23 protein-coding genes and 1 tRNA gene are annotated in these 24,897 nt (G+C 63.7%); 16 read left to right on the top strand and 8 right to left on the bottom strand.

Going from position 1 to position 24,897, the window contains the following annotated elements:
* Positions 1-3: 3 nt before the first annotated feature.
* From OQE62_RS17340 to OQE62_RS17330, 3 genes are all read left to right on the top strand, one after another.
* Positions 4-927 (top strand): SDR family NAD(P)-dependent oxidoreductase, encoded by a 924-nt coding sequence (locus OQE62_RS17340; protein ID WP_265723307.1) that lies wholly within the window; start codon positions 4-6, stop codon positions 925-927.
* A gap of 10 nt (positions 928-937) precedes the next feature.
* A complete protein-coding gene (locus OQE62_RS17335) occupies positions 938-2,119 on the top strand; it encodes an acetyl-CoA C-acyltransferase (protein WP_265723306.1) in 1,182 nt (393 codons plus the stop codon).
* A gap of 163 nt (positions 2,120-2,282) precedes the next feature.
* The gene (locus tag OQE62_RS17330) at positions 2,283-3,260 is read left to right on the top strand and encodes an NADPH:quinone oxidoreductase family protein (RefSeq protein ID WP_265723305.1); all 978 of its coding nucleotides are present in this window, start codon (positions 2,283-2,285) and stop codon (positions 3,258-3,260) included.
* A gap of 40 nt (positions 3,261-3,300) precedes the next feature.
* On the opposite strand, the gene OQE62_RS17325 is transcribed toward OQE62_RS17330, so the two are convergent.
* From OQE62_RS17325 to dinB, 4 genes are all read right to left on the bottom strand, one after another.
* Positions 3,301-3,753: a hypothetical protein gene (locus tag OQE62_RS17325; RefSeq protein ID WP_265723304.1), complete on the bottom strand. Its 453-nt coding sequence runs from the start codon at positions 3,751-3,753 to the stop codon at positions 3,301-3,303.
* Entirely contained in the window at positions 3,750-4,277 is a 528-nt protein-coding gene (locus OQE62_RS17320) for an RNA polymerase sigma factor (protein WP_265723303.1), read from the bottom strand. Before OQE62_RS17320 ends, OQE62_RS17325 begins: the two co-directional genes overlap by 4 nt.
* Before the next feature lie 57 nt (positions 4,278-4,334).
* A complete protein-coding gene (locus OQE62_RS17315) occupies positions 4,335-4,595 on the bottom strand; it encodes a DUF6116 family protein (RefSeq protein ID WP_265723302.1) in 261 nt (86 codons plus the stop codon).
* A 125-nt stretch (positions 4,596-4,720) separates the two neighbouring features.
* Entirely contained in the window at positions 4,721-5,803 is a 1,083-nt protein-coding gene (gene dinB, locus OQE62_RS17310; RefSeq protein WP_265723301.1) for a DNA polymerase IV, read from the bottom strand.
* A 75-nt stretch (positions 5,804-5,878) separates the two neighbouring features.
* Here dinB and OQE62_RS17305 point away from each other — a divergent pair, with 75 nt between their 5' ends.
* On the top strand, positions 5,879-6,445 hold the full coding sequence (locus OQE62_RS17305; RefSeq protein ID WP_265723300.1) for a carboxymuconolactone decarboxylase family protein: 567 nt from the start codon (positions 5,879-5,881) through the stop codon (positions 6,443-6,445).
* A gap of 55 nt (positions 6,446-6,500) precedes the next feature.
* Here OQE62_RS17305 and OQE62_RS17300 read toward each other — a convergent pair whose 3' ends face one another.
* From OQE62_RS17300 to ppnN, 4 genes are all read right to left on the bottom strand, one after another.
* Entirely contained in the window at positions 6,501-7,166 is a 666-nt protein-coding gene (locus OQE62_RS17300) for a polysaccharide deacetylase family protein (protein WP_265723299.1), read from the bottom strand.
* 100 nt (positions 7,167-7,266) lie between these two features.
* A complete protein-coding gene (gene fdxA, locus OQE62_RS17295) occupies positions 7,267-7,590 on the bottom strand; it encodes a ferredoxin FdxA (RefSeq protein WP_265723298.1) in 324 nt (107 codons plus the stop codon).
* A 367-nt stretch (positions 7,591-7,957) separates the two neighbouring features.
* Positions 7,958-10,597, bottom strand: coding sequence for a DNA mismatch repair protein MutS (gene mutS, locus OQE62_RS17290; protein ID WP_265723297.1), 2,640 nt, complete (start codon positions 10,595-10,597; stop codon positions 7,958-7,960).
* 567 nt (positions 10,598-11,164) lie between these two features.
* Positions 11,165-12,538: a nucleotide 5'-monophosphate nucleosidase PpnN gene (ppnN, locus tag OQE62_RS17285; RefSeq protein WP_265723296.1), complete on the bottom strand. Its 1,374-nt coding sequence runs from the start codon at positions 12,536-12,538 to the stop codon at positions 11,165-11,167.
* Between the two features lie 404 nt (positions 12,539-12,942).
* On the opposite strand from ppnN, the gene OQE62_RS17280 reads away from it, so the two are divergent.
* From OQE62_RS17280 to OQE62_RS17225, 12 genes are all read left to right on the top strand, one after another.
* Positions 12,943-13,458: a CinA family protein gene (locus OQE62_RS17280; protein ID WP_265723295.1), complete on the top strand. Its 516-nt coding sequence runs from the start codon at positions 12,943-12,945 to the stop codon at positions 13,456-13,458.
* Between the two features lie 144 nt (positions 13,459-13,602).
* On the top strand, positions 13,603-14,643 hold the full coding sequence (gene recA / locus OQE62_RS17275; protein WP_265723294.1) for a recombinase RecA: 1,041 nt from the start codon (positions 13,603-13,605) through the stop codon (positions 14,641-14,643).
* Entirely contained in the window at positions 14,644-15,147 is a 504-nt protein-coding gene (locus OQE62_RS17270) for a regulatory protein RecX (RefSeq protein WP_265723293.1), read from the top strand.
* Positions 15,148-15,260: 113 nt separating this feature from the next.
* Positions 15,261-16,739 (top strand): glycerol kinase GlpK, encoded by a 1,479-nt coding sequence (gene glpK / locus OQE62_RS17265; protein WP_265723292.1) that lies wholly within the window; start codon positions 15,261-15,263, stop codon positions 16,737-16,739.
* Between the two features lie 51 nt (positions 16,740-16,790).
* A complete protein-coding gene (locus OQE62_RS17260) occupies positions 16,791-17,822 on the top strand; it encodes a class I fructose-bisphosphate aldolase (protein ID WP_265723291.1) in 1,032 nt (343 codons plus the stop codon).
* A 121-nt stretch (positions 17,823-17,943) separates the two neighbouring features.
* Entirely contained in the window at positions 17,944-18,783 is an 840-nt protein-coding gene (locus OQE62_RS17255; protein WP_265723290.1) for an alpha/beta hydrolase, read from the top strand.
* Between the two features lie 98 nt (positions 18,784-18,881).
* On the top strand, positions 18,882-19,067 hold the full coding sequence (locus OQE62_RS17250) for a Trm112 family protein (protein ID WP_265723289.1): 186 nt from the start codon (positions 18,882-18,884) through the stop codon (positions 19,065-19,067).
* A 3-nt stretch (positions 19,068-19,070) separates the two neighbouring features.
* Complete coding sequence (locus OQE62_RS17245) at positions 19,071-19,430, top strand: histidine triad nucleotide-binding protein (protein ID WP_265723288.1); 360 nt, start codon at positions 19,071-19,073, stop codon at positions 19,428-19,430.
* 122 nt (positions 19,431-19,552) lie between these two features.
* Positions 19,553-22,171, top strand: a complete 2,619-nt coding sequence (gene alaS / locus OQE62_RS17240; protein ID WP_265723287.1) for an alanine--tRNA ligase — start codon at positions 19,553-19,555, stop codon at positions 22,169-22,171.
* A gap of 212 nt (positions 22,172-22,383) precedes the next feature.
* A complete protein-coding gene (locus OQE62_RS17235; protein WP_265723286.1) occupies positions 22,384-23,619 on the top strand; it encodes an aspartate kinase in 1,236 nt (411 codons plus the stop codon).
* Between the two features lie 242 nt (positions 23,620-23,861).
* Entirely contained in the window at positions 23,862-24,059 is a 198-nt protein-coding gene (gene csrA, locus OQE62_RS17230; protein WP_265723285.1) for a carbon storage regulator CsrA, read from the top strand.
* Between the two features lie 269 nt (positions 24,060-24,328).
* Positions 24,329-24,416: transfer RNA gene (locus OQE62_RS17225), tRNA-Ser, on the top strand.
* The last annotated feature ends 481 nt before the right edge of the window (positions 24,417-24,897 follow it).

The raw sequence follows: 24,897 nt of genomic DNA, 5'->3' as shown, positions 1-24,897 counted from the left end.
CTGATGAGTGTTCGATTCGATGGACAGGTGGCGATTGTCACCGGTGCCGGCAACGGCCTGGGTAAATCCCATGCGCTGGAACTGGCGCGGCGCGGGGCCAGGGTGGTGGTCAATGACCTGGGCGGCGCGCGCGACGGTTCCGGTGGCTCCCTCACCGCGGCCCAGCAGGTGGTCGCGGAGATCGAGGGCTTCGGTGGCGAGGCCATTGCCAACGGTGCCAATGTGACCGACTACGCGGAAGTGGAAGCCATGGTGGAGGCCGCGGTGGAAAAGTGGGGACGGGTGGATATTCTCGTCAACAACGCCGGCATCCTGCGCGACAAATCCTTCGCCAAAATGGAAATCGACGATTTCCGGCTGGTGATGGAAGTACATCTGATGGGCTCGGTCAACTGCACCAAGGCCGTATGGGAGTTGATGCGCAAACAGAACTACGGCCGCATCGTCATGACCACTTCCTCCTCCGGCCTCTACGGTAACTTCGGCCAGTCGAACTACGGCGCGGCGAAAATGGCACTGGTGGGCCTGATGAACACCCTCTACCTGGAGGGGGAAAAGTACGGTATCAAGATCAACTGCCTGTCTCCCACCGCCCGCACCCGCATGACCGAGGACATCATTCCCGATCCCAAGGTACTGGACCTGATGACACCGGAATCGGTGACCGCGGGGCTGCTGGCGCTGGTGGCCGAGGCGGCGCCCAACCGCTATATCCTCGGCGCCGGTGCCGGCTCTTTCGCCTGCGCGCGGATTGTGGAAACCGAAGGTGTCTACCTGGCGCCGGAGCAGCAGACCCCGGAGGCGGTACTGGCGGACCTGGATACCATCAGCGACGGCGACCAACAGAAAGAATTGTTCGGCGGCCTGAACCAGACGGTGAAGTTCGTGCAGAAGGCCGCCAAGGCCCTGGATGTGGAACTGGATTGAGGAGAGGGACATGAAAGAAGCGGTTATCGTTTCCACCGCGCGCACCCCGATCGGCAAGGCCTATCGCGGTGCCTTCAACAATCTCGAAGCGCCCAGCCTGGCCGCACACGCGGTGGAGGCCGCGGTGCAGCGCGCCGGTGTGGAAGGGGCGGAAGTGGACGACTGTGTTTTCGGCGTCGCCCTGCAACAGGGCAGCAGCGGGCAGAATGTGGCCCGCCAGATTGCGCTGCGCTCGGGGCTGCCGGCCAGTGTCGCCGGCATGACCATCGACCGCCAGTGCTCCTCCGGCCTGATGGCGGTGGCCACGGCGGCCAAGCAGATCGTGCAGGACGGCTGTCCGCTGGCGGTCGCCGGCGGCCTGGAGCATATCTCGCTGGTGCAGAACGAGCATATGAACAGCTTCCGCGTGGCGGATCCGGCGTTGCTGGAAATGCACGGCGATGTCTATATGCCCATGATCGATACCGCCGAGGTGGTGGCGAAGCGCTACGGTATCGAGCGCGAGCGCCAGGACGAGTACGCCCTGCAATCGCAGATGCGCACTGCCGCTGCCCAGGAGGCGGACCTGTACCGGGACGAGATTGTACCGGTGACCTGCACCAAGGCGGTGAAGGATCGAGACACCGGCGAAATTTCCTATGAGGAGGTCACGCTGGAAAAAGACGAGGGCAACCGTCCACAGACGACCCTGGAGGGCCTGCAGGGACTCAACCCGGTGCGTGAAGACGGCGTGATTACCGCCGGCAATGCGTCGCAGCTCTCCGACGGCGCCGCGGCAATGGTGCTGATGGACAGTGAAATGGCGGCGAAGCGGAATCTCGAACCGTTGGGTATCTACCGCGGTATGGCCGTGGCCGGTTGCGAGCCGGACGAGATGGGCATAGGCCCTGTCTACGCCATTCCCAAGCTGCTCAGGCGCACCGGCCTGTCGATGGACGATATTGGCCTGTGGGAACTGAACGAGGCCTTCGCCGTGCAGGTGCTCTACTGCCGCGACAAGCTGGGTATCGACAACGACAAACTGAACGTGAACGGCGGGGCCATTTCCATCGGCCACCCCTACGGTATGAGCGGCGCCCGCATGGTGGGCCACGCACTGCTGGAGGGGAAGCGCCGCGGTGTGAAGTATGTCGTTGTGACCATGTGTGTCGGCGGCGGTATGGGCGCCGCCGGGTTGTTCGAAGTGGTGTGATCAGCGAACGGCGGGAAGGCCGTTTGCTTGTGGAACTCAAGTTTCGGGGTTCAGTTCCGGGAGCTGGAGCGAGGTGCACCTCGCTCCAGCTTGTGCCACTTGCAAGCACCTCGAACTCCAAAACTTGAGTTGTGGAATAATCATTCTTTTACGGGAGCAGAAAATGCGCGCACTCGTCTGCGAGGAATACGGGCCGGCGGAATCGCTGAAAATCATCGAGCGGGAGCTGCCGGCACTGAAACCCGGCGAAGTGCGGATCGACGTCCGCGCGGCCGGTATCAATTTCCCCGACTCCCTGATCATCGCCGGCAAATACCAGGTCAAGCCGCCGCTGCCGTTTGTACCCGGCGGCGAGTGCGCCGGTGTGATCAGCGCTGTCGGCGAGGAGGTGAAAGGCTTCAAGGTGGGTGACCGGGTGATCGCCATGCCCGGCACCTCGGCCTTTGCCGAGCAGGTGAATGTGGACCAGAAGCTGCTGGTGCCCATGCCGCAAGCGCTCAGTTTTGAGCAGGCTGCGGGTTTCTGTATTACCTACGCCACCTCCTACTACGCGCTCAAACAGCGGGCCGCACTGCGCGAGGGGGAAACCCTGGTGGTGCTGGGCGCGGCCGGCGGCGTCGGCGTGACCGCCATACAGCTCGGCAAGGCGATGGGGGCGCGGGTGATCGCCTGCGCTTCCTCGGCGGAGAAGCTGGACTTCTGTCGGGAAGTGGGGGCGGACGAGTTGATCAACTACTCGCAGGAAGATCTCAAGGAGCGGATCAAGGAGCTGACCGACGGCAAGGGCGCCGACGTGATTTACGATCCCGTCGGTGGCGACTTTACCGAAGCAGCCTACCGCTCCATCGTCTGGTGTGGGCGCTATCTGGTGATCGGTTTCGCTTCCGGGGATATTCCCAAACTGCCGATGAACCTGCCGCTGTTGAAGGCGGGGGATATCATGGGCATTTTCTGGGGCAGTTGGGCGCAGCGCGACCCGAAGGCCAACCTGCAGAATTTCGCCGAGCTGTTGCAGATGGTGGAAAAGGGCGAACTGGAACCGCTCACCACGGAAGTCTATCCCTTCGAGGATTTCGTGCAGGCGTTTGCGGCGATTACCGAACGCCGCGCGCGGGGCAAGGTGATCCTGACACTGGAGTAGGGGGCGCACGGCACACCCTGCAGGTGGAAGTTCCCTGAGCTCAGCGGGTCTGCAGCAGCCGGCAATGCTCCCGCGCCTGGTTTTCCAGGTCGCGCGGCAGTTGTTCACTGGCTTTGCCACGCTGTTGGCGTCGCCAGTGCTGGCAGAGTGCCAGGTAGTTGCCGGCCTTCACTTCGCTGCGCAGGGCGAACCAGGGATCGGCCGCGGCAACCGACCCGGACCGGTGGCTCTGCCAGTCGTTCAGGGGCGCCTGCCCTGCGCTGCCGGTTGAATGCTGGCCGGGTGTCAGGGCGCCGAGGTACTGCGCCGGGTGGATTAATAGCACAACCACGGCGAGTGCCGCACAGCCACTGGCGATCCCGGACAACACACGGTTGTTGTCCCGCTTGATCGGTTTGAACTGGCGGGCCCGCTTCAGGATCTTTTCGTCCAGGGCCCCGGGCGAAGTGATCTCCGCGGCCGCATCCCGATATTGGCGCTCCCAAACATTCATACGCTCACCTCTTCAATACGCCAGGGTTGCCTTTTCGGTCCGTGCAAGATTTCCTCCAGCCTCTCCCGGCCGCGTTGAAAGTGTTCGCGGCACTTTTTCAGGGACAGCTTTTCGATATCCGCGACTGTCGCCAGTGGCAGTTGGCACTCGAGATGCAGCAGCAGGATATTGCGCTCGATGCGCGGCAGTTGCTGCAACCCCTTGAGCAGGGGGTTGTCCGCTGCGGGAATTTCCCGCGGCGTATTCGGGTCGCTGCCGGCGTAGTTGCGCAGCAGGCGGTCGGTGCGGATAAACAGCCAGGTGCGCAGCAGGCGGCCGCGCAGTTCCGGCGGCCGCTCCAGCAGGCCGCTCCAGAGTTCCTCCAGAATCGCGCCGGCGCCAGCGAAATTCATCTGGGTGCAATAGCGGTAAAGGCAGTCCTTGTAACGCACGTACAACTGGCGGAAGGCTTCGAGATTGCGCGTTGCGTGGTAGTACTCCAGCAGCGCCTCGTCGCCCAGGTGCTGAAAATCTTTATGGAACAAGCTTTCACGCCTCCGTGCGTCCATTGGTGACTGCTCGAGCGGCTTGTAGGCGAGCAATTATTTACGGTCTTTCGGCCTGTCCTCACCCTTGCCGCGACCGGCGGGTTTCTCCGTGGGAGTCTCCCGTTGCCGGTCCTTTTTCTGGTTCCCCAGATACAGGGTTGCCAGTCCCAGCAGCAGCTCATCCACGAACGGAATCGGGTCCGGAATAAACAGGTTGACCAGGAAAATGGCGCAGATCCACTTGAATAACTGCGGGTGTTCCAGCTTTCCGGCATAGTTGAGGAACCACCCGACGAGCGCCACTCTTTTCATCATTCAGCTCTCCGCTGTGGGTCTGGGGAGTATAGTTGGCCCGGCCGAACGGCCCCGGCGGGTGAGTGCGGGGGTACGCCAGATTTGCTGACCGGCAGGTGCCGATCGGTACTCCACGGGGCGGGCTGTCAGGCCGAGAGACGGCCGCTCGCGGGCAGTGGCAGCGGCAATTGTTCCGGGCCCAGTTCGGCGCGTAAATCCTTGACTTTGACCCCCACACCCAGCAGGCGGATGGGCTCGGGGCGCCGCTTCCAGCATTGTTCCAACAGCTGCTTGAACGCCGAGATGCGGCTCGAGTGGCTGCTGCGCTCCTGGGTGCTGGTGGTGAAGTCGCGGTATTTCAGCTTTACCACCACGCCGCTGATGCGGTAGCGATCGTCGAGCCTGTCGAGTCGCTCCAGCAGGCGCATATAGAGCTCGGTCAGTTGCTCCTGCCACTCCTCCAGGCTGGCCAGGTCCTCGCTGAAGGTGTGTTCCACGCTGACACTCTTGCGGGAGCCGTCACCGTTCACGGGCCGCTCGTCGATACCGCGGCAGAGCTCGTAGAGTCGCTGGCCGAACTTGCCGTAATCCTGTGTGAGCTCAATGCGGGAATAGTTGCGCAGGTCCGCGCAGGTGCGGATGCCCCGGCGTTGCATCTTCTCCGCCGTGACCCGGCCCACACCGTGAATCTTCGTCACCGGCAGCCGCAGCACGAACTGGTCCACGGCCCCGGGCGCCACCACGGTGAGACCGTCTGGCTTTTTCCAGTCACTGGCAATCTTGGCCAGGAACTTGTTGGGGGCGACCCCGGCGGAGATGGTGATGCCGAGTTCCCGATACACGCGCCGGCGTATCTCTCCGGCGATCAGGGTGGCGCTGCCGCGGCAGTGGCCGCTGTCGCTCACATCGAGAAAGGCTTCATCGAGGGAGAGCGGTTCTATGGTATCGCTGTATACCAGGAAGATATCCCGGATCTGAGCGCTGATCTCCCGATATTTTTTCATGTTACCGGGTACTACAATCAGATCAGGGCAGAGTTTTTTTGCCTGGGCGGTGGGCATGGCGGAGCGGACGCCGTAGCTGCGCGCCTCGTAGTTGCAGGTGGAAATCACACCGCGCCTGTCGCTGGCGCCACCCACTGCCAGTGGCCGGCCGCGCAGGTTGGGGTCGTCGCGCATTTCTACCGAGGCGTAGAAGCAGTCGCAATCGCAGTGGATGATCTTTCGCATGCTGGGATTATATACAGTGTCCGGCGGATGATCCATGCACATCGATAGGCCGAAAAGGTGAGTTGAAGGTATCTCATGACCCGAATTTCCCTGGTAGAACACCCCGAAGACGAGCAGGTACAGGCAACCATCTCCAGGATTGAGAGCCTGATAGGCGCAGTGCCCAGCCTGTTTCGCGTCTATGCCCATCACCCGGCGCTGATGGAAGCCAACTGGAACAAGGTTGAGGCGCTGATGATGCACGGCTGCCTGTCCGCACAGCTCAAGGAGAGCATGGCGCTGGCGATCTGTGCGGCGAATAACTGCGATTACGGCATCTATCACTACAGCATGACGCTGGAGAGTATGGGAATGCCGCGGGAGGAGGTGATGGTGGTGCGCACCGACCCCGACAATGTCCACTTCTCAGACGGCGAGCGGGCGCTGTTCAACCTGGCCCGCCACGGCGCCAGTGCCCCCCACGATCACGGCGAGCGGTTGATCGCCAAGGCCCAGCAGCTGGGAGCGGGGGACAGGGAGATTGTGGAGACCCTGGGGATCATGGAGATGGTACTGGGCTTTATCCATGTAGTGGAAATGCTGGGTATGGAACCGCACCGGGACAGGGACCTGCCCATCGGGGTGCGGAGCCGCCGGGAGTAGTGGCGCGGCTTTGGCGGGAGGATGGGGTTCACGGCCCCTTGCGTGCCGCTATGCGTCAGGTCTCCATTGCCTCGCTTTCCCGCTTGCGGCGGTCGCCGATGACTTCCGACAGGGTCGCGAAATCGTAGCCCCTGCCGCGCAGTTTCTCGCTGATCAGCGGCAGGGTTTTCAGCACCTGGTCCCGCTGCCCCCGCATCGGGTGCATCAGTACGACGGCGCCGGGGAAGGCGTTGTCGGCGATATAGTCCGCGATTTCCTGCGGGTCGTCCAGGCCGGAATCGGCTTCCGGCGGCTGCTGCCAGTGGGCCGGGAATGTGTCATCGCCCCCTGGATCCCGTTGCTGTAGACGGGGAATCTGGGCATAGGGTGGGTGCAGCGCGAGCGGGTCGCGATGGGCGAGTTGCCGCAATATTTTCGCCGCGCCGTCGATCTCCCTGCGCGCTGTCGGCCGGGCCAGTTCCACCCGGCCGGCGCGACTGCCGTCGACTCCGTCGGCGTCGATGGCGGCTGGGGACTCTGCCAGTTCGCTGCGCGCCGGCAGCAGGGTGGCCTTTATCCGAAGCCGTTCCAGCTCGTCCAGCAGTTCCCCCGGCGTGCCGGATGGCGGCTTGTCATCCAGGGTCAGGGCGATGCGGCGGTCGTCGCCGGCGAAGCTTTCTAGGGGCAGGCTGAGCAGGGCGACGGCCATGGTCTGGCGCAGGAGCACGCGGAGGGATTTCATCGGCTGGATCTTGTGGGGTAAAGGTTTCAGTGGAAGCGGGTTGTCTGCCAACAAAAAAGCCGCCTTTCGCAGGCGGCTTTCCCGCACAGAGGGCTGGCGCTCAGCGCTCCAGAAGCTCCAGCTTGTCCGGTTTGCCATCCCACTCCTCGGCGTCCGGCAGCGGGTCTTTCTTCTCGGTGATATTCGGCCAGACCTCCGACAACTCCGCATTCAGCTCGATGAACTCCTGCTGGTCCTCGGGCACCTCGTCCTCGGAGAAGATGGCGTCGACGGGGCATTCCGGTTCGCAGAGGGCGCAGTCGATGCACTCGTCGGGGTGGATCACCAGGAAGTTGGGGCCCTCGTAAAAACAGTCCACCGGGCAGACTTCCACACAGTCGGTGTGTTTGCACTTGATGCAGTTTTCCCCAATTACGAATGTCATGCGTGTCCCTCGGTAATACCCAGAATCTTCAAAGGGGCGGATTTTAGCAATTACTGGCGCGAATTGTAGTGGGTTTTGAGTTCGATTGGTTGGGTGGTTATAACCCGGGAGCGCGGAGCCCCAGCTCCGCACGCGGGCCGCAGGCGCGCTTCGCGCTCCCCCTCCCCCTCTCCCGGAGGAGAGGGGACTGGTTTGGGGCGGCAGGAGGTTTTGCAGCCAGGCCCCGGCGCTATCCGCAAAGCTCCCCTCTCCCACCGGGAGAGGGGTCGGGGGAGAGGGGCGGATCTGCCCGGCAAGCAAATTCTGTTGCCCTCCCTAACCCTCTCCCGGTGGGAGAGGGGACTGGTTTGGACCGGGGAGAGGGCGGCTAGAGCAGCTTGCGCAGTTCGTACAGCCGCTCCAGCGCCTGTCGTGGCGTCAGCTCGTCCGGGTCCAGCTCCTCCAGCGCGTCCACGGCCGGGTGGCCGGGGGCGCCGAACAGGTCCACTTGCTGTGGTGAACCCGGCGCCTGCGGTGCAGCTTGCGGCTGTGGTGCGGGCACTTCCCGCGGCGCGATTGCGGTTTCCCGGGTCCCGTTACTTTCCAATGCCTCCAGCCGCTGCTGCGCCTCCACCAGCACATCCCCGGGAATCCCCGCCAGCTCGGCCACCTGCAGGCCGTAACTCTTCGATGCCGGCCCCTCCTGGATACGGTGCAGGAAGACGATACCCTCGCCGTGCTCGGTGGCGTCCAGGTGGATATTGGCCGCCTCCGGGCACTGCTGCGGCAATTCGGTCAGCTCGAAGTAGTGGGTGGCGAACAGGGTGAAAGCGCGCACATTGTCCGCCAGGTAGTGGGCGCAGGCCCAGGCCAGTGAGAGGCCGTCGTAGGTGCTGGTGCCGCGGCCTATCTCGTCCATCAGCACCAGGCTGTGCTCGCTGGCGTTGCGCAGGATATTGGCGGTCTCGGTCATCTCCACCATGAAGGTGGAGCGGCCGCCGGCCAGGTCGTCGGCGCTACCGATGCGGGTGAAGATGCGATCCAGCAGGCCGATGCGCGCGGCGTCTGCCGGCACGAAGCTGCCCACATGGGCGAGCAGGGCGATCAGCGCGGTCTGGCGCATATAGGTGGATTTACCGCCCATATTGGGGCCGGTGATCACCAGCATGCGGCGGTCGTCGCGCAGGCTGATATCGTTGGCGACGAAGGGATCGTCCAGCACCTGCTCCACCACCGGGTGGCGACCGGCCTCGATCTCCAGGCCCGGTTCGGTGTCGAGTTGCGGGCGGCACAGGCGCAGGTTGTCGGCGCGCTCGGTCAGGCAGGCCAGCACGTCCAGTTGCGACACCGCGGCCGCGGCGGTCTGCAGCTCCGCCAGGGATTCGTTCAGCTGGGTGATCAGCTCCTCGTACAGCGCCTTTTCGCGGGTCAGGGCGCGGCTCTTGGCGGACAGCGCCTTGTCCTCGAACTCTTTCAGTTCCGGCGTGATGAAGCGCTCGGCGTTTTTCAGGGTCTGGCGGCGGATATAGTCCGCCGGCGCCTTGTCGCTCTGGCCGCGGCTGATCTCGATAAAGTAGCCGTGTACGCGGTTGTAGCCCACCTTCAATGTGGGGATGCCGGTGCGTTCCTTTTCCCGAACTTCGAGCTGTACCAGGTAGTCGCCGGCGTTCTCGCTGATGGAGCGCAGCTCGTCCAGTTCGCTGTCGTAACCGGTGGCGATGACGCCGCCATCGCGGATCACCACCGGCGGGTTTTCCACCAGGGCCCGGTCCAGCAGATCGACGGTCTCGGGCCACTGGCCGATCTCGCGGGATAGCTCCTGCAACAGTACGGCATCGGTCTCCGCCAGTTGACGCCGGATCTCCGGAAACTGCGCCAGCGACTGGCCCAGCCGCGCCAGGTCCCGCGGGCGCGCCGAGCGCAGCGCCAGGCGGCCGAGGATGCGTTCCATATCGCCCACCGGCTTGAGGCTGTCGCGCAGCGGCTCGAAGCGGTAGCCGTCCACCAGCGCGGCGACCGCGTCCTGGCGGTTCTGCAGTGTGGTCAGCTGGCGCAGGGGATTGTTGAGCCAGCGGCGCAGCAGGCGGCTGCCCATGGCGGTTTTGCAGGTATCGAAGACCGACAGCAGGGTATTGTCGTCGCCGCCGGACAGGTTCAGGTCGATCTCCAGGTTGCGGCGGCTGGCGCCGTCGAGGGCGACGGTGTCGTCGGTGGTTTCGGTCTGCAGGCTGCGGATATGCGGCAGTTCGGTGCGCTGGGTATCGCGGGCGTACTGCAGCAGGCAGCCCGCGGCGGTGACGGCGGCGTGCAGGTGGCTGCAGCCGAAGGCCTCCAGGTCCAGGGTGCCGAACTGGCGGTTCAGCAGCCGCAGCGCCGATTCCAGCTCGAACTCCCAGGGTGCGCGGCGACGCAGGCCGGGGAGGTTTTCGATCTCCGCCGGCAGGCCCAGGTCCTCCGCCGCCAGCAGCTCCGCCGGCCGGTGGCGCTGCACCTGCTCCGCCAGCGCCTCCAGGGTGTCCACCTCCTGCACCACAAAGCGGCCGGTGGCCAGGTCCAGCAGCGCCAAGCCGAACTTGTCGCCCCCCTTGTCGGCAATATGGGCCACCGCCGCCAGCAGGTTGTCGCGGCGGTCGTTCAGCAGCGCTTCGTCGGTGACGGTGCCCGGCGTGACGATGCGCACCACCTTGCGCTCCACCGGCCCCTTGGCCAGGGCCGGATCGCCGATCTGCTCGCAGATGGCCACGGACACCCCCTGCTTGATCAGCCGCGCCAGGTAGCCCTCGGCGGAGTGGTAGGGGATACCCGCCATCGGAATCGGCTCGCCGCCGGACTTGCCGCGGGCGGTCAGGGTCACGTCCAGCAGCTCCGCCGCGCGCTTGGCGTCGTCGTAGAACAGCTCGTAGAAGTCGCCCATGCGGTAGAACACCAGCTCCTGGGGGTGCTGGGCCTTGATCTTGAGGTACTGCACCATCATGGGGGTGTGCTGGGTGCTGGTCTTGGAGCTGGAGGTCGTCGCGGTTTGCGGCATGGAGAGGTTACTTCTTCTTTGTCGGGTTTCTGGGTGGAAAGGGGGGCCTATTGTAGCGGGTCGGGCTGGTGATTAAACCGGGTCGGTTCGGGCTCGGGTCGGGAATCCGTGCCGTGCTCTGAAAGCCCGAATCTTTGGTTCGGGGGACGCGGTCTTCGGCCGTCGAATAAAAAACAAGCAGAGGCATGCTTTGGGTGAAATTCTGATCAGTTGGGTCTGGCGGGGCTGGATCACGGGTTGGGGTCATGGGCACCTGGATTCCGGCCTTCGCTGGAATGACGGGAACCCTCGATAGACGAGGATGAATCGTGGACCGGTGACTTCATGACAGCGCCGAGCGCAGCCCTTGACGCTCTGCACGCACCCTTGGATCACGGATTCAGGCCAAAGAATATACTTTTTATTGGCTCGTCATACCGGCGAAGGCCGGTATCCAGTTCGGGGGCACCTGGATTCCGGCTTTCGCCGGTATGACGAGAACCCTCGATAGACGAGGGTAAATCGTGAGCCGGAGCCTTCACACTGACTTACGAAGAACTCCAAATAACCACTCGGCGTGGCCGAATATCACCCCTCACTGATCCGATAACAGGGAACATATTCCTTGCCGGGCAGTTTCATCCTCTGCTGCTTGACGAAGGAATTCAGCAGGGTATCCATACTGCGCATCAGGGCCGGGTCGCCGCGCAGTTCGTAGGGGCCATTCTTCTCCACGTTTCGGATGCCCCTGTCTTTTACATTGCCGGAAACAATCCCCGAAAACGCGCGGCGCAGGTTGGCGGCGAGCAGGTAGGGCGCCTGGTTGGTGTGTAGCTCGAGGCGGCGCATCTGCTCGTGGGTGGGCAAGAACGGGCGCTGGAATTCGGTCGAGACCTTCAGCTGCCAGTTGAAGTAGTAGGCATCGCCGGTTTCCTTGCGGTGTTCCCGTACCTTCTGGATGCCGGCCGCCATTTGTCGCGCAACCTCTGGCGGGTCGTCGATAATGATCTGGTAGCGCGACCTGGCCGCCTCTCCCAGGGTGTTGGCAATAAACTGGTCGATGCGGATGAAATAGTCTGCCGAGCCGGCCGGGCCGGTAAAGATCAGGGGGAAAGGCTGATGCCGGTTTTCCTCGTGCAGGAGTATGCCCAGCAGGTAGAGGATTTCCTCGGCGGTACCCGCGCCGCCGGGAAATACCACGATGCCGTGGCCGGTGCGCACAAAGGCCTCCAGGCGCTTTTCGATGTCCGGCATGATTACGAGCTGGTTGACGATCGGGTTGGGCGATTCCGCCGCGATGATGCCCGGCTCGGTCACGCCGAGATACTGGCCTTTCCGGTCGCGCTGCTTGGCGTGGCCGATGGTGGCGCCTTTCATGGGGCCTTTCATCGCTCCCGGCCCGCAGCCGGTGCAGACATCCAGGTGCCGCAGGGCGAGCTCGTAGCCCACCTCCTTGGTGTAGTCGTATTCCTCGCGCGAAATGGAGTGTCCGCCCCAGCAGACGACCAGCCGCGGTGAGCGGGTACGGTCGAAAGTGTCGGCATTGCGCAGGATATGAAATACGGCATCGGTGACGCCCTGTGCGGAAACCAGGTTGTAGCGGGGATCGTCGGTGATTTCGCTGTTGACGTAGATGATATCCCGCAGCACCGAAAAGAGATGCTCGGCGATACCTCGGATCATCTTGCCATCCACGAAGGCGCTCGCGGGTGCGTTGCTTACCTTGAGCTTGACGCCGCGCTCCGTGGGGATAACCGAGATATCAAAATCGGCATATTTTTCCAGCAGCTCCTTGCCGTCGTCCATGTAGTTGCCGCAGTTGAGAACGGCTAGTGAGCAGTTGCGGAAAAGTTCGTATTGGGGACCGCGGCTGTCGTCGGTGAGTTTGTGGATTTCGTATTTGGACAGGATGTCGAGCTGCCCGGTTGGCGATACTTCCGCATCGACGACATCTGTGGACATGTGTTACTCCCGCTGGTACTGGCCCGGGTATTTTATCAGGCCGCTTAATATTTGGCTTAACTCTATGTTTTTGTATAGGTTTCCGGGGTTTCCCCGGAATGCAGAATGTTACCGCCCACCGCTGGCCGCGCCCTCGCTTGATATTTGCACACTCGGCACATTCTGGCGGTTAATACATGCAACCATAGATGTTTTTACAGTATAAGAAATGTCGGGTGGTGGCTATATCCGGTTGCCGGGGCGCGAGCCGGAATAGGGGTGGGACACGAGAGCGCCTTGCAGGTGGGGACTGGACTGCGGTAAGGGGCGGCGTCTGGAGTCGGCTTACCTCTCACTGTTTGGCAGTGAAAAGAACGGTGATAAGGTCCCTTTGTTTCGAGTGCATTGGAGAGTGGTAACAGCAGATGACTGAAGGGACCGAGATTGGACGGCTGGCGCAGGCGCTCGGCGAAGAACTGCACAAGCGCAACTGGCGCGCCACCACAGCGGAATCCTGTACCGGCGGCGGCGTCGCCGCGGCGATCACCTCTGTCTCCGGCTCCTCCGACTGGTTCGAGGGGGCACTGGTGAGTTACGCCAACCGGATCAAGCGGGAGCTGCTCGGGGTGTCGAAGGAGGACCTGGAGTCCTTTGGCGCGGTGAGCGAGCAGGTGGCGCGGCAGATGGCCAGCGGCGCGCTCGCGCTGATGGACGCCAATGTGGCGGTGGCGGTCAGCGGTATCGCCGGTCCGGAGGGGGGCACTGAGGAGAAGCCGGTGGGTACCGTCTGGATTGCCTGGGCGGATGCCGCCGGGCAGGAGCCGATGGAGATCGACGCCCGCTGTTTCCAGTTCAACGGCGATCGCGCGGCGGTACAGGCCGGAGCGGTGGCCGCGGCGCTGCAGGGGATGCTGGAGCTGGTGCGGGCGCATCCGGAGTAGAGATGCTCCAGACGGGCGTCAGGGCGGTCCTGCGGACCGCAAGCGGAGCTGGAGCTCCGCGCACCCAGGATTACTGGTTGCTTATACAGTAATCCTTCGTTAAGCTTGCCCCCAATTCACACTACTCAACACACGGGAAGGGCCATGGATTCCAACAAAGACAAGGCGCTGGAGGCGGCGCTGTCACAGATCGAGCGCCAGTTCGGCAAGGGTACCGTCATGCGCATGGGGGACAAAGAGCGTGTGAAGGTCCCGGCGGTTTCCACCGGTTCCCTGGGCCTGGATGTGGCGCTGGGCGTCGGCGGCCTGCCCCGCGGCCGTATCGTCGAGATCTATGGCCCGGAATCCTCCGGTAAAACCACCCTCACCCTGCAGGTGATCGCCGAGGCCCAGCGCGCCGGCGGTACCTGCGCCTTCGTCGACGCCGAGCACGCCCTGGATCCGGACTACGCCGAGAAGCTGGGCGTGAATGTCGACGAACTGATCGTCTCCCAGCCGGATACCGGCGAGCAGGCGCTGGAAGTGGCCGATATGCTGGTGCGTTCCGGCGCCGTGGACGCGCTGGTAGTCGACTCGGTAGCGGCCCTGACCCCGCGCGCCGAGATCGAGGGCGAGATGGGCGATTCCCACGTAGGCCTGCAGGCGCGCCTGATGTCCCAGGCGCTGCGCAAGCTCACCGGCAATATCAAGAACACCGGTACCCTGTGCGTCTTCATCAACCAGATCCGCATGAAGATCGGCGTGATGTTCGGCTCCCCGGAGACCACCACCGGCGGCAACGCGCTCAAGTTCTACTCCTCCGTGCGCCTGGATATCCGCCGCATCGGCTCGGTGAAAGAGGGCGACGAAGTGGTGGGCAACGAGACCCGCGTGAAGGTGGTCAAGAACAAGGTGGCGCCGCCGTTCAAGCAGACCGAGTTCCAGATCATGTACGGCCAGGGCATCAACCGCCTGGGCGAGGTGATCGATTACGGTGTCAAGCTGGGCCTGGTGGACAAGGCCGGCGCCTGGTACAGCTACAAGGGCGACAAGATCGGCCAGGGCAAGGCCAACGCGGTCAAGTTCCTGAAGGAAAACCCGGACATCTGTCAGGAGATCGAGGGAGAGCTGCGCGCGCAGTTGCTGGGCGACCTGGTGCCGGAGAAGCCGGAAGAGCAAGAAGCCGCGGAAATCCCGGAAGAGTAAGTGTCTGTGCCCGAGGACAACTGCCAGGATGAGGCCCGGGCGCTGTTCGGCGCAGCGCTCGAGCTACTGGCGCGCCGCGAACACTCCCGCAGGGAATTGCGGGAGAAACTCGCCGGCAAATTCCCCGATGCCGATTTCGAGGCGCTGTTCGAGCGCCTGCGCGAACTCAACTACCAGTCCGACGGCCGCTTCGCCGAAGTCTTCGCCCGCTCCCGGGTCCAGCGCGGCCAGGGACCGCTGCGCATCCGCCGCGAGCTGCAGCAGCGCGGCGTGGACGACGACCTGATCGAGAACGCGCTGGAGCAGGCTGAGGCGGACTGGTTCGCCCTCGCCGCCGAACAGCTGCAGCGCAAATTCCGCACCCCTGTCAGCGCCGCGCTGTCGCGTGAGCAGCAACTCAAGGAGCGCGCCCGCCGGCAGCGCTATCTCGCCTACCGCGGATTCCCCGCCGATGCCATCCACTGGGCGCTGGACGCGGAAGAATCCGACTTATACTCTGACTAGTCTGGAAGTGCCGAGCTTTCTTCAGCGGCGCTGAGGGCTCCAGCTCGGCACGCGGGCCGCAGGCTTGCCAAAGGCAGCCTCACCGCAGCAGAGTATAAGAACGGAAATCCCCAATGATTCTGTCTATCGACCAGGGCACCACCGGTACCACCGCCTTCGTCTTCGATAGCCGCGGCGAACTCCGCGGCCGCAGCTATTCCGAATTTCCCCAGTACTATCCCCGTCCCGGCTGGGTCGAGCACAACGCCAGTGAAATCTGGGATGTGACGCTGCGGGTTTGTGCCGCAGCGCTGGAGCGGGCCGGCGCCGATGCTTCCGAACTGAGCGCCATCGGTATCACCAACCAGCGCGAAACTACGGTGCTCTGGGACCGCCAGACCGGCGAACCCGTGTGCCCGGCCATCGTCTGGCAGTGCCGCCGATCGGCGGAACTCTGCAGGGAACTGGAGCGGGCCGGCAGGGCCGACTGGCTGCTGGAAAAGACCGGCCTGGTGCTGGACGCCTATTTCTCCGCCAGCAAACTGCAGTGGATTTTCCGCCAGCAGCCGGAGCTGCTGCGCCGCGCCGAGGCCGGTGAACTCTGCTTCGGCACTGTCGATAGCTGGCTGATCTGGAAGATGAGCGGCGGCCGCGCGCACCTCACCGACCACACCAACGCCAGCCGCACCCTGCTGTACAACCTGGAGGAGTGCGGCTGGGATCCGGAGTTGCTGGCGCTGTTCGGCTGCCCGGAGTCGATACTGCCGGAAATCCGGCCGTCGGCCGGCCACTTCGCCAATACCGACCCAGACGTCTTTCTCGGCGCCGAAATCAGCATCTGCGGCGTCGCCGGGGATCAGCAGGCGGCGCTGTTCGGCCAGGGCTGTACCGGGCCCGGCCATGTCAAGAATACCTACGGTACCGGCTGTTTTATGCTTGCCTGTGCCGGCGAAGAGCGCCCCGAGGCGCCGCGGGGCCTGCTCACCACCATCGCCTGCGGCGCCGACGGCGCGCCGGTCTACGCGCTGGAGGGGGCGGTATTCAACGCCGGTTCCGCGGTGCAGTGGCTGCGCGACGAGCTGGGGCTGATCCGGGAGGCGGCGGAGACGGAAACCATCGCCCACCGGGTCGCGGACACCGGCGGCGTCTACCTGGTGCCGGCCTTCAGCGGCCTGGGCGCACCCCACTGGGACCCGAACGCGCGCGGCACCATCTGCGGGCTCAGCCGCGGCACCGGCAAGGCGGAACTGGTGCGGGCGACGCTGGAATCCATCGCCTACCAGAGCGACGAGCTGGCCCGGCTGATGGGGCAGGCGCTGGAGGTGGGAATCAGCCATATCCGCGCCGATGGCGGCGCCAGCGCCAACAATTTCCTGATGCAGTTCCAGGCGGACCTCTCCCGGGTGCGGGTGGAGCGGCCGCGGCAGATCGAATCCACCGCCGTGGGCGCGGCGCTGCTGGCCGGTATCGGTGCCGGTATCTGGCGTCCCGGCGAGCTGCCGCGCTGCCTGCGGGAGATAGAGCGGGATTTTGTGCCGCGGATGGACGACGCCCGGCGCGGCGAGCTGGTGGCAGGCTGGCGGCGGGCAGTGGCGGCCTGTCGCGCTTTCTGACTGCGCGGACGGCAGCGGGCGGCCTATCCTCAAGGCAGGGAGGTGAAAAACATGTCCGTAACCGAAGAATTGCAGGCCACCATCGGCGATCTGGTGGACGGCCGCCGCGGTATTCTGGCCGCCGACGAGAGTATCGGCACCATCGCCAAACGATTCGACGCAGTCGGGGTGGACCCCACCGAGGAGCACCGCCGTTTCTATCGCTCGATGCTGTTGTCGACGGAAGGGCTGGGCGACTACATCTGTGGCGTCATTCTATTCGAGGAGACCCTCGGCCAGTCGGACGGCGCCGGCAGGCCCCTACCGGAGCTGGCTGCGGGCGCGAAAATCGTTCCCGGTATCAAGGTCGACAAGGGCAAGGGGCCGCTGGCCGGCGCCCCCGGCGATATGATCACCTACGGCCTGGACGGCCTCGCCGAACGGCTCGACAGTTATCGGGAACAGGGCGCCCGATTCGCCAAATGGCGCGAGGTCTATCCCGTCTCCCCCCACAATCCCACCCGACTGGGGCTGACCGCCAATGCGGAAATGCTGGCCCGCTACGCGGCCGTCTGCCAGTCCCGCGGTGTGGTGCCGATCGTGGAGCCGGAGGTGTTGATGGACGGCGACCACGATATCCAGCGCTGTGCCGAGGTGAACGAGCAGGTCTGGCACGAGGTATTTCACGCCCTGCACCGGCACGGCGTGGTCCTGGAACTGATGATCCTGAAACCGAGCATGGTGACACCGGGCAAAGAGTGCGTCTCCCGTCCCGCTGGCGGGGCGCCGCCGGAGCAGGTGGCCGAGCACACTGTGCGCAGCCTGCGCCGCACCGTGCCGGCGGCGGTGCCGAGTATCAACTTCCTCTCCGGCGGACAGGGGCCGGAGGAGGCCAGCGCCAACCTGAATGCGCTCAACCAGCTCTGGCACGCCCCCTGGCAGCTCAGCTTCTCCTACGGCCGCGCCCTGCAGGAGCCGGCCCTGAAGGCTTGGGCGGGCAGGGAGGAAAACAGCGCCGCGGCGCAGGAAGCGTTGCTGAAACGCGCGAGGCTTAATCATCTGGCAATGCGCGGCGAGTACAGTGGAGGGCTCGAGCGCGAATAGACACTCGAGCGTAGGGTGTGCCGCGCGCACCGATACCTACGGTGCACTTACCAGCCGGTGCGCGCGGCGCACCCTGCGGCCCGGCGGGGAAAACAAGAATAACGACGACGAGGAGAGAAAAATGGAATTCGTATCCCGCGGTAACTGCATCCACTATCGGCGCTGGTGGGTAGAGGGGGCGGTCGGCGTCCTGGTGATCTCCCACGGCCTGGGCGAACACAGCGGCCGCTACCGGCAACTGGCCCGGTATTTCAATCGGGTCGGCTTCAGTGTCTATGCGCTGGACCACTTCGGTCACGGCCAGTCCGACGGCGTGCGCGGCCATATCGACGATTTCGCCCTCTACAGCGAGGATCTCCACAACTTTACCCGGCTGGTGAAGCGGGACAATCCCGGCAAAGCCGTCCACCTGCTGGGGCACAGCATGGGCGGCGTTATCGCCTGCGGCTGCGAGGTGCGCTACGGCGGCGCCGACAGCCTGATCCTGTCGGCGCCGGCATTCCGCGGCGGTCGGGAGCCGGGGCGCGGGGAGCGCTGGCTGCTTCGCCACCTGGCCCGGATTGCCCCGCGCCTGACGCTGCCCAACCGCATCGACCCGCGCTGGCTGAGCCGCGACCCGGCGGTGGTCGAGGCCTACCGGGCGGACGACCTGGTGCACGGGCGGGTATCCGCCGGCTGGTTTGCCGCCTTCCTGCGCGAGCGGGAATTCCTCTACCCGCGCCTGGAGCGGATTGCCGAACCCTGCCTGTTGTTGCTCCCGGAGACGGACCGGCTGGTGGACAGTGCCACCGCGCGCCGCTGGTTCGGGCAAATCGGCAGCGAGGTCAAGGTATTGCACTCCTTCCCAGCCGCCTACCACGAGCTGTTCAACGAGGTGGAAGAGGGGCCGCAGGCGATCGACCTCCTGTTGCAACATCTCCGCTCGCTGTTGCCCCTGCCCGATGCCGCGGCTTCCGGCTGAAGCGGACGTGCGCCGACGGGATGCCGTGAAATAGCCGCCCAACCGTTGTACCATACGCGGTCATTTTTGACCCGCGGTGGGTTCGGAGAGGGTGGAACATGGACAAGAAACTGCTGAGTCTGCTGGTATGCCCGGTGAGCAAGGCGCCGCTCGAGTATCGCGAGGAGCAGCAGGAGCTGGTCTGCAAGGCCAGCGGTCTGGCCTACCCGGTGCGCGATGGCATTCCGGTGATGCTGGAATCCGAGGCGCGCCAACTGACCACGGATGAAAAGCTGGAAAAGTGACCCATGCCTGAGCCCAGCGTCTTCAGCCGTATCATTGCCGGGGAGATAGATGCGCCGAAAGTCTACGAGGACGATCAGTGCATCGTCATCAGGGACCGCTCTCCCCAGGCCCCCACCCACCTGCTGATCATTCCGCGCAAGCCGCTGGTCAACCTGTCCGATGCCGGCGCCGGGGACAAGCCGCTGCTCGGCCACCTGATGTGGGTGGCGTCGGAACTGGGGCGCAAACTCGGGCTGGACGGCTATCGGCTGGTGGTCAATAACGGCCGCAGCGCGGGCCAGACCGTCTTTCACCTGCACATTCACCTGTTGGCGGAGAAGGAGATGCCGGAGCAGGGGTTGGCAGATGCAGTGCCGGACTAGCCCGGATTTTCCCTGTAGGAGCCCGCTGCAGCGAAGGCTCCGGCTGTTCGCCTGCCAGCAGGCTCCTACAGTTGAAACCTGAGCCAATACAAACTTTAACCAACGAAGTGGAATTACGCTGGATGAAGAGCGCAGAAATTCGCGACGCCTTTCTGAATTACTTTGCCGGGCAGGGGCATACCATCGTGCCCTCCAGTTCCCTGGTGCCCGGCAACGACCCCACATTGCTGTTCACCAACGCGGGCATGGTGCAGTTCAAGGAAACCTTCCTCGGCCAGGAGTCGCGCCCCTACAACCGCGCGGTCAGCTCCCAGCGCTGTGTGCGCGCCGGCGGCAAGCACAACGACCTGGAAAACGTCGGCTACACTGCCCGCCACCATACCTTCTTCGAGATGCTGGGCAACTTCAGCTTCGGCGACTACTTCAAGCGCGAGGCGATCCAGTTTGCCTGGACCTTCCTGACCGACGTACTGGGGCTGCCGGAAGAGCGCCTCTGGGTCACCGTGCATATCAGCGACGACGAAGCCGCGGATATCTGGCTGAAGGAAATGGGCATCAGCCCGGACCGCTTCTCCCGCCTGGATGAGGACAATTTCTGGCAGATGGGCGATACCGGCCCCTGCGGTCCCTGTTCCGAAATCTTCTACGACCACGGCGAGGACGTGCCCGGTGGCCCGCCCGGCTCCGACGACGACGACCTGGACCGCTATATCGAGATCTGGAACCTGGTCTTCATGCAGTATGAGCGCACTGCCGACGGCGAGCTGCACCCGCTGCCGAAACCCTCGGTGGATACCGGCATGGGCCTGGAGCGCATCGCCGCGGTGATGCAGGGCGTGCATTCCAACTACGAGATCGACCTGTTCCAGGCGCTGTTGAAAGCCGCCGGCGAGATCGTCGGCTGCGATGACCTGGAAGAGAAATCCCTGCGCGTGATCGCGGACCATATCCGCTCTTGCGCCTTCTTGATCGCCGACGGCGTCATGCCGTCCAACGAGGGCCGCGGTTTCGTGCTGCGCCGCATCATTCGCCGCGCCGTGCGCCACGGCCACAAGCTGGGCCACAAGGAGATCTTCTTCCACAAGCTGGTGGCAGCACTGGCGGAACAGATGGGCGACGCCTACCCGGAGCTGCGCGATAAGCAGCAGATCATCGAAAAGGCCCTGCGCAAGGAAGAGGAGCAGTTCGCCAAGACCCTGGACAAGGGCATGGCACTGCTGGACGACGCCCTGAACTCCCTCGAGGGCACGGAAATTCCCGGTAAGCTGGTATTCACCCTGCACGATACCTACGGCTTCCCCACCGACCTGACCCAGGATATCGCCCGAGAGCGCGGCCTGGCCCTGGATATGGCCGGCTACGAAAAAGAGATGGAAGCCCAGCGCGAACGCGCCCGCGCCGCCGGCAAGTTCAAGCAGGACTATACCGAGGCCCTGGATCTGGAGGACGAGACCGAATTCCTCGGCTACGAGTCCACCGAATCGGAGGGCACCGTGGTCGCTATCGTCAAAGGCGGCGAGCGGGCAGAGCGCCTGGACGAAGGCGAAGAGGGCGCGATCGTGCTCGATCGCACACCGTTTTACGCCGAATCCGGCGGCCAGGTGGGCGACAGCGGCTATCTGGATGCCACGGGCGCCGGACGCTTCGAGGTGCTCGACTGCACCAAACAGGGCGGCCACCACCTGCACAGCGGCAAGGTGCTTTCCGGCGCCATCGCCGTTGGCGACAGGGTGGAGGCGGAAGTCTCCGCCGAGGTGCGCCGGGCCACCGCGCTCAACCACTCGGCGACCCACCTGCTGCACGCGGCACTGCGCAAGGTGCTGGGAGACCATGTGACCCAGAAGGGCTCGCTGGTGGACTCCGAGCGCCTGCGCTTCGACTTTTCCCATCCGGAAGCGGTCACAACCAAGCAGTTGCACGGGATCGAGGCGCTGGTGAACGCGCAGATCCGCGCCAACACCCCGGTGCAGATTGAAGAGACAGATATTGAAACCGCCAGGAAGAAGGGCGCCATGGCGCTGTTCGGCGAGAAATACGGCGACACGGTGCGCGTCCTCTCCATGGGAGAAATGGACGGCGGCACTCCCTTCTCGATCGAACTCTGCGGCGGCACCCACGTGCAGCGCACGGGCGATATCGGCCTGCTGCGCATTGTCGGCGAGAGCGGTATCGCCTCCGGCCAGCGCCGCATCGAGGCGGTGACCGGCGCCCACGCGCTGGCGCTATTCGATCAAGCGCAGCAGCGCCTCGAGCACACGGCGGCGCTGCTCAAGACCCGCCCGGATACCCTGGCGGACAAGGTCGAGCAGCTGTTGGCCAGCAACCGCAAGCTGGAGAAGGAAGTGACGCAGCTGAAGACCAAACTGGCCAGCGGCGCCGGCGGCGACCTTTCCAGCCAGGCGGTGGAAGTGGCCGGCATGAAAGTGCTGGCGGTATCCATCGACGGCGCCGATCCCAAATCCCTGCGGAACCTCGCCGACCAGATGAAGAACAAACTGGGTAGTGGCGTGGTACTGCTGGCGGCGCCGGCGGACAGCAAGGTGGCGCTGGTGGCGGCAGTGACCAGGGATCTCACCGACCGCGTGGCCGCTGGGGACCTGATGCGCTTCGCCGCCGGCAAGCTCGGCGGCAAGGGCGGTGGCCGCCCGGATATGGCCCAGGGTGGTGGTACCGATGTGGAAGCCCTGCCCACTATGCTGAAAGAGGTCCCGGCTTGGGTCGAGGGGCAGGTTGACGGCTAGTGGCCCGTAACCGGTGGTCGGGCGCTGCCCCGGCCACTTCACTTGGGGCCACGGCAGAGCACTGGTTAATTTGGGCCAATTTGGTGGCAGATAACTGACGGCAAGTTGATTTCACCGAAGTTTGGTGATTTAGTGCGCGACTCGCGCGAACTGGTACGGGTGCGCGACAGGGCAGCCCCTGAAAAGGGCGAGCAGTAAGGAAACGCTGATCAATGAGTTTGTTCGTGCAGAAATACGGCGGCACTTCGGTGGGCTCCATCGAGCGCATCGAGGCCGTGGCCGACAAGGTAGCGGCTTCCCGCGCCCAGGGGCACGACATGGTGGTGGTGTTGTCCGCGATGAGTGGCGAGACCAACCGCCTGATTGATCTCGCCCAGCAGATACAGGACAAGCCCGATCCGCGGGAAATGGACGTGCTGGTGTCCACCGGCGAGCAGGTCACCATCGCCCTGCTCAGCATGGCGCTGAAAAAGCGTGGCTATGACGCCTGTTCCTACACCGGTGGCCAGGTGAAAATTCTCACCGACAATGCGCACACCAAGGCGCGCATTCAGCGCATCGATGTGGAGCGGATGCGCCGCGACCTGGATGCCGGGTGCGTGGTCGTGGTGGCGGGCTTCCAGGGGGTGGACGACGAGGGCAATATCACCACCCTCGGTCGCGGCGGCTCGGATACTACCGGCGTTGCCCTGGCGGCGTCGCTGGATGCCACCGAGTGCCAGATATACACCGATGTGGACGGTGTCTATACCACGGATCCGCGCGTGGTCGACAGCGCCCGGCGGCTGGATCGCATCACCTTCGAGGAGATGCTGGAAATGGCCAGCCTGGGCTCCAAAGTGCTGCAGATCCGCGCGGTGGAATTTGCCGGCAAGTACAAGGTACCCCTGCGCGTGCTTTCAACCTTCGAAGAGGGAGGGGGCACACTGATCAGTCTGGACGAGGATGACGAAATGGAAGAGCCCGTCGTTTCCGGCATCGCTTTCAACCGGGATGAAGCCAAGCTGACCATCCGCGGTGTACCGGATACCCCCGGCGTGGCCTGCCGGATTCTCGCGCCAGTCGGTGCCGAAAACATCGAAGTGGATGTGATCGTGCAGAACATCAGTGCGGTAGACGGCACTACGGATTTCACCTTTACTGTGCACCGCAACGATCTGGCCAAGGCGCGCGAAGTACTGGAGCGGGTGGCAGAGGAACTGGGCGCCAAGGAAGTGATTTCCGACGACAAGATCGCCAAGGTATCCATTGTCGGTGTGGGCATGCGCTCCCATGCCAATGTCGCCAGCCGGATGTTCAGTTGCCTGGGTGGAGACAATATCAATATTCAGATGATCACCACCTCTGAGATCAAGATCTCGGTGATCATCGATGAGCGCTACCTGGAGCTGGCAGTGCGCGCACTGCACAGTGAATTCGAGCTCTCCGAGCCCCGGGCAGCCAGTTGAACGGTGGGCTTCGGCGCACCGAAACTATAACCAGATTGAAGGCGACCAGGAGTTTTCCATAGCGATTCGGTCACTTGGCGTGGAGTCCGACCTGTTGAGATTTCGATCTGCTGGTCAATACTGAATAGTGTGATGGACAATATTCGACTTTTTGCGCCGCCGTCCGGTTATGATGACTACAAGCGCAGCTTAAGGGAGCATCCCGCTGCGTCTATCACAGGATGATCAAGGAGAAGTAGGTAATGTTGATTTTAACCCGCCGGATTGGCGAAACGCTGATGGTAGGTGACAATGTAACCGTTACTGTACTGGGTGTGAAAGGCAACCAGGTGCGCATCGGTGTCAATGCGCCCAAAGAGGTAGCGGTGCACCGCGAGGAAATCTACCAGCGCATCCAGCGCGAAAAACATTCCCCCGACGAGGAGGGCGGCGACGAATAACCGTCGCTGCCACTCCGGGAAAAAGGCCGGTATGCCCGGCCTTTTTTATTGGAGGCCGGGGCGCCGCCGGGCTGACAGCCGGCGGTTTTCCCGGCCTCCTGATTCGGGCTGAGCGAGAAGTATTCAAAGAGCCGCGGATAGCCGACCGTCGGACCGCCAAGCGTCAAAAAGTTATTGATTCCCCATTGATTTTTGCTTTGCCGTTGGTATGATGCCGTCCTCTTTCAGCGGTCACCGGCAACGGCCAACCGCTGACGGAAAAGAAAAACGGTGAGGTGGCCGAGTGGCTGAAGGCGCGCCCCTGCTAAGGGTGTATACCGCAAGGTATCGAGGGTTCGAATCCCTCCCTCACCGCCATCTGAAAAAACACCCTCTTTCGAGAGGGTGTTTTTTTTGGCCCGGCGGCGCCGGGCCGGATTGCTGGACGCGAAGAATCGCTCCGCAATCGTCCCCGAAAGCAGCGCTCAAAATTGGTTGCGAAAATGCTTGCGGGGAAAAAGAAGGCCGTTATAATGCGCGCCACCTTGAGCGAAGCCGGCAACGGAATCGCTCCCTCCGGAAGGCAAGTTTGAGATGTTTTCGGAGGTGGCAAAGTTCTTCGAAAAAGAGCTTGCCAGGAACGGAGAGGCCGCTATAATGCGCGCCACTTCAAGCGGAGCCGGCAACGGTTTCGCGAGGTTCCGGAAAGGCTTGCTAAGCCGCCCGGGAGCCTCAAAAAAAGCTGCAGAAAGCACTTGCTAAAGCAGTTTGGATGTGTAGAATACGCGTCCCGCAGTTAGGGCCTTGCGCCCAGCTGAGTTGTTTAAAAAGTCGATCAAGCAATATGTGTGGGTGCTTA

This window comes from Microbulbifer halophilus (genome assembly GCF_026183675.1).
In the GTDB taxonomy this organism is placed as follows: Bacteria; Pseudomonadota; Gammaproteobacteria; order Pseudomonadales; family Cellvibrionaceae; genus Microbulbifer; species Microbulbifer halophilus.
The sequence above is the reverse complement of the archived record's forward strand: the minus strand, read 5'-3'. Positions and strand labels throughout refer to the sequence as shown.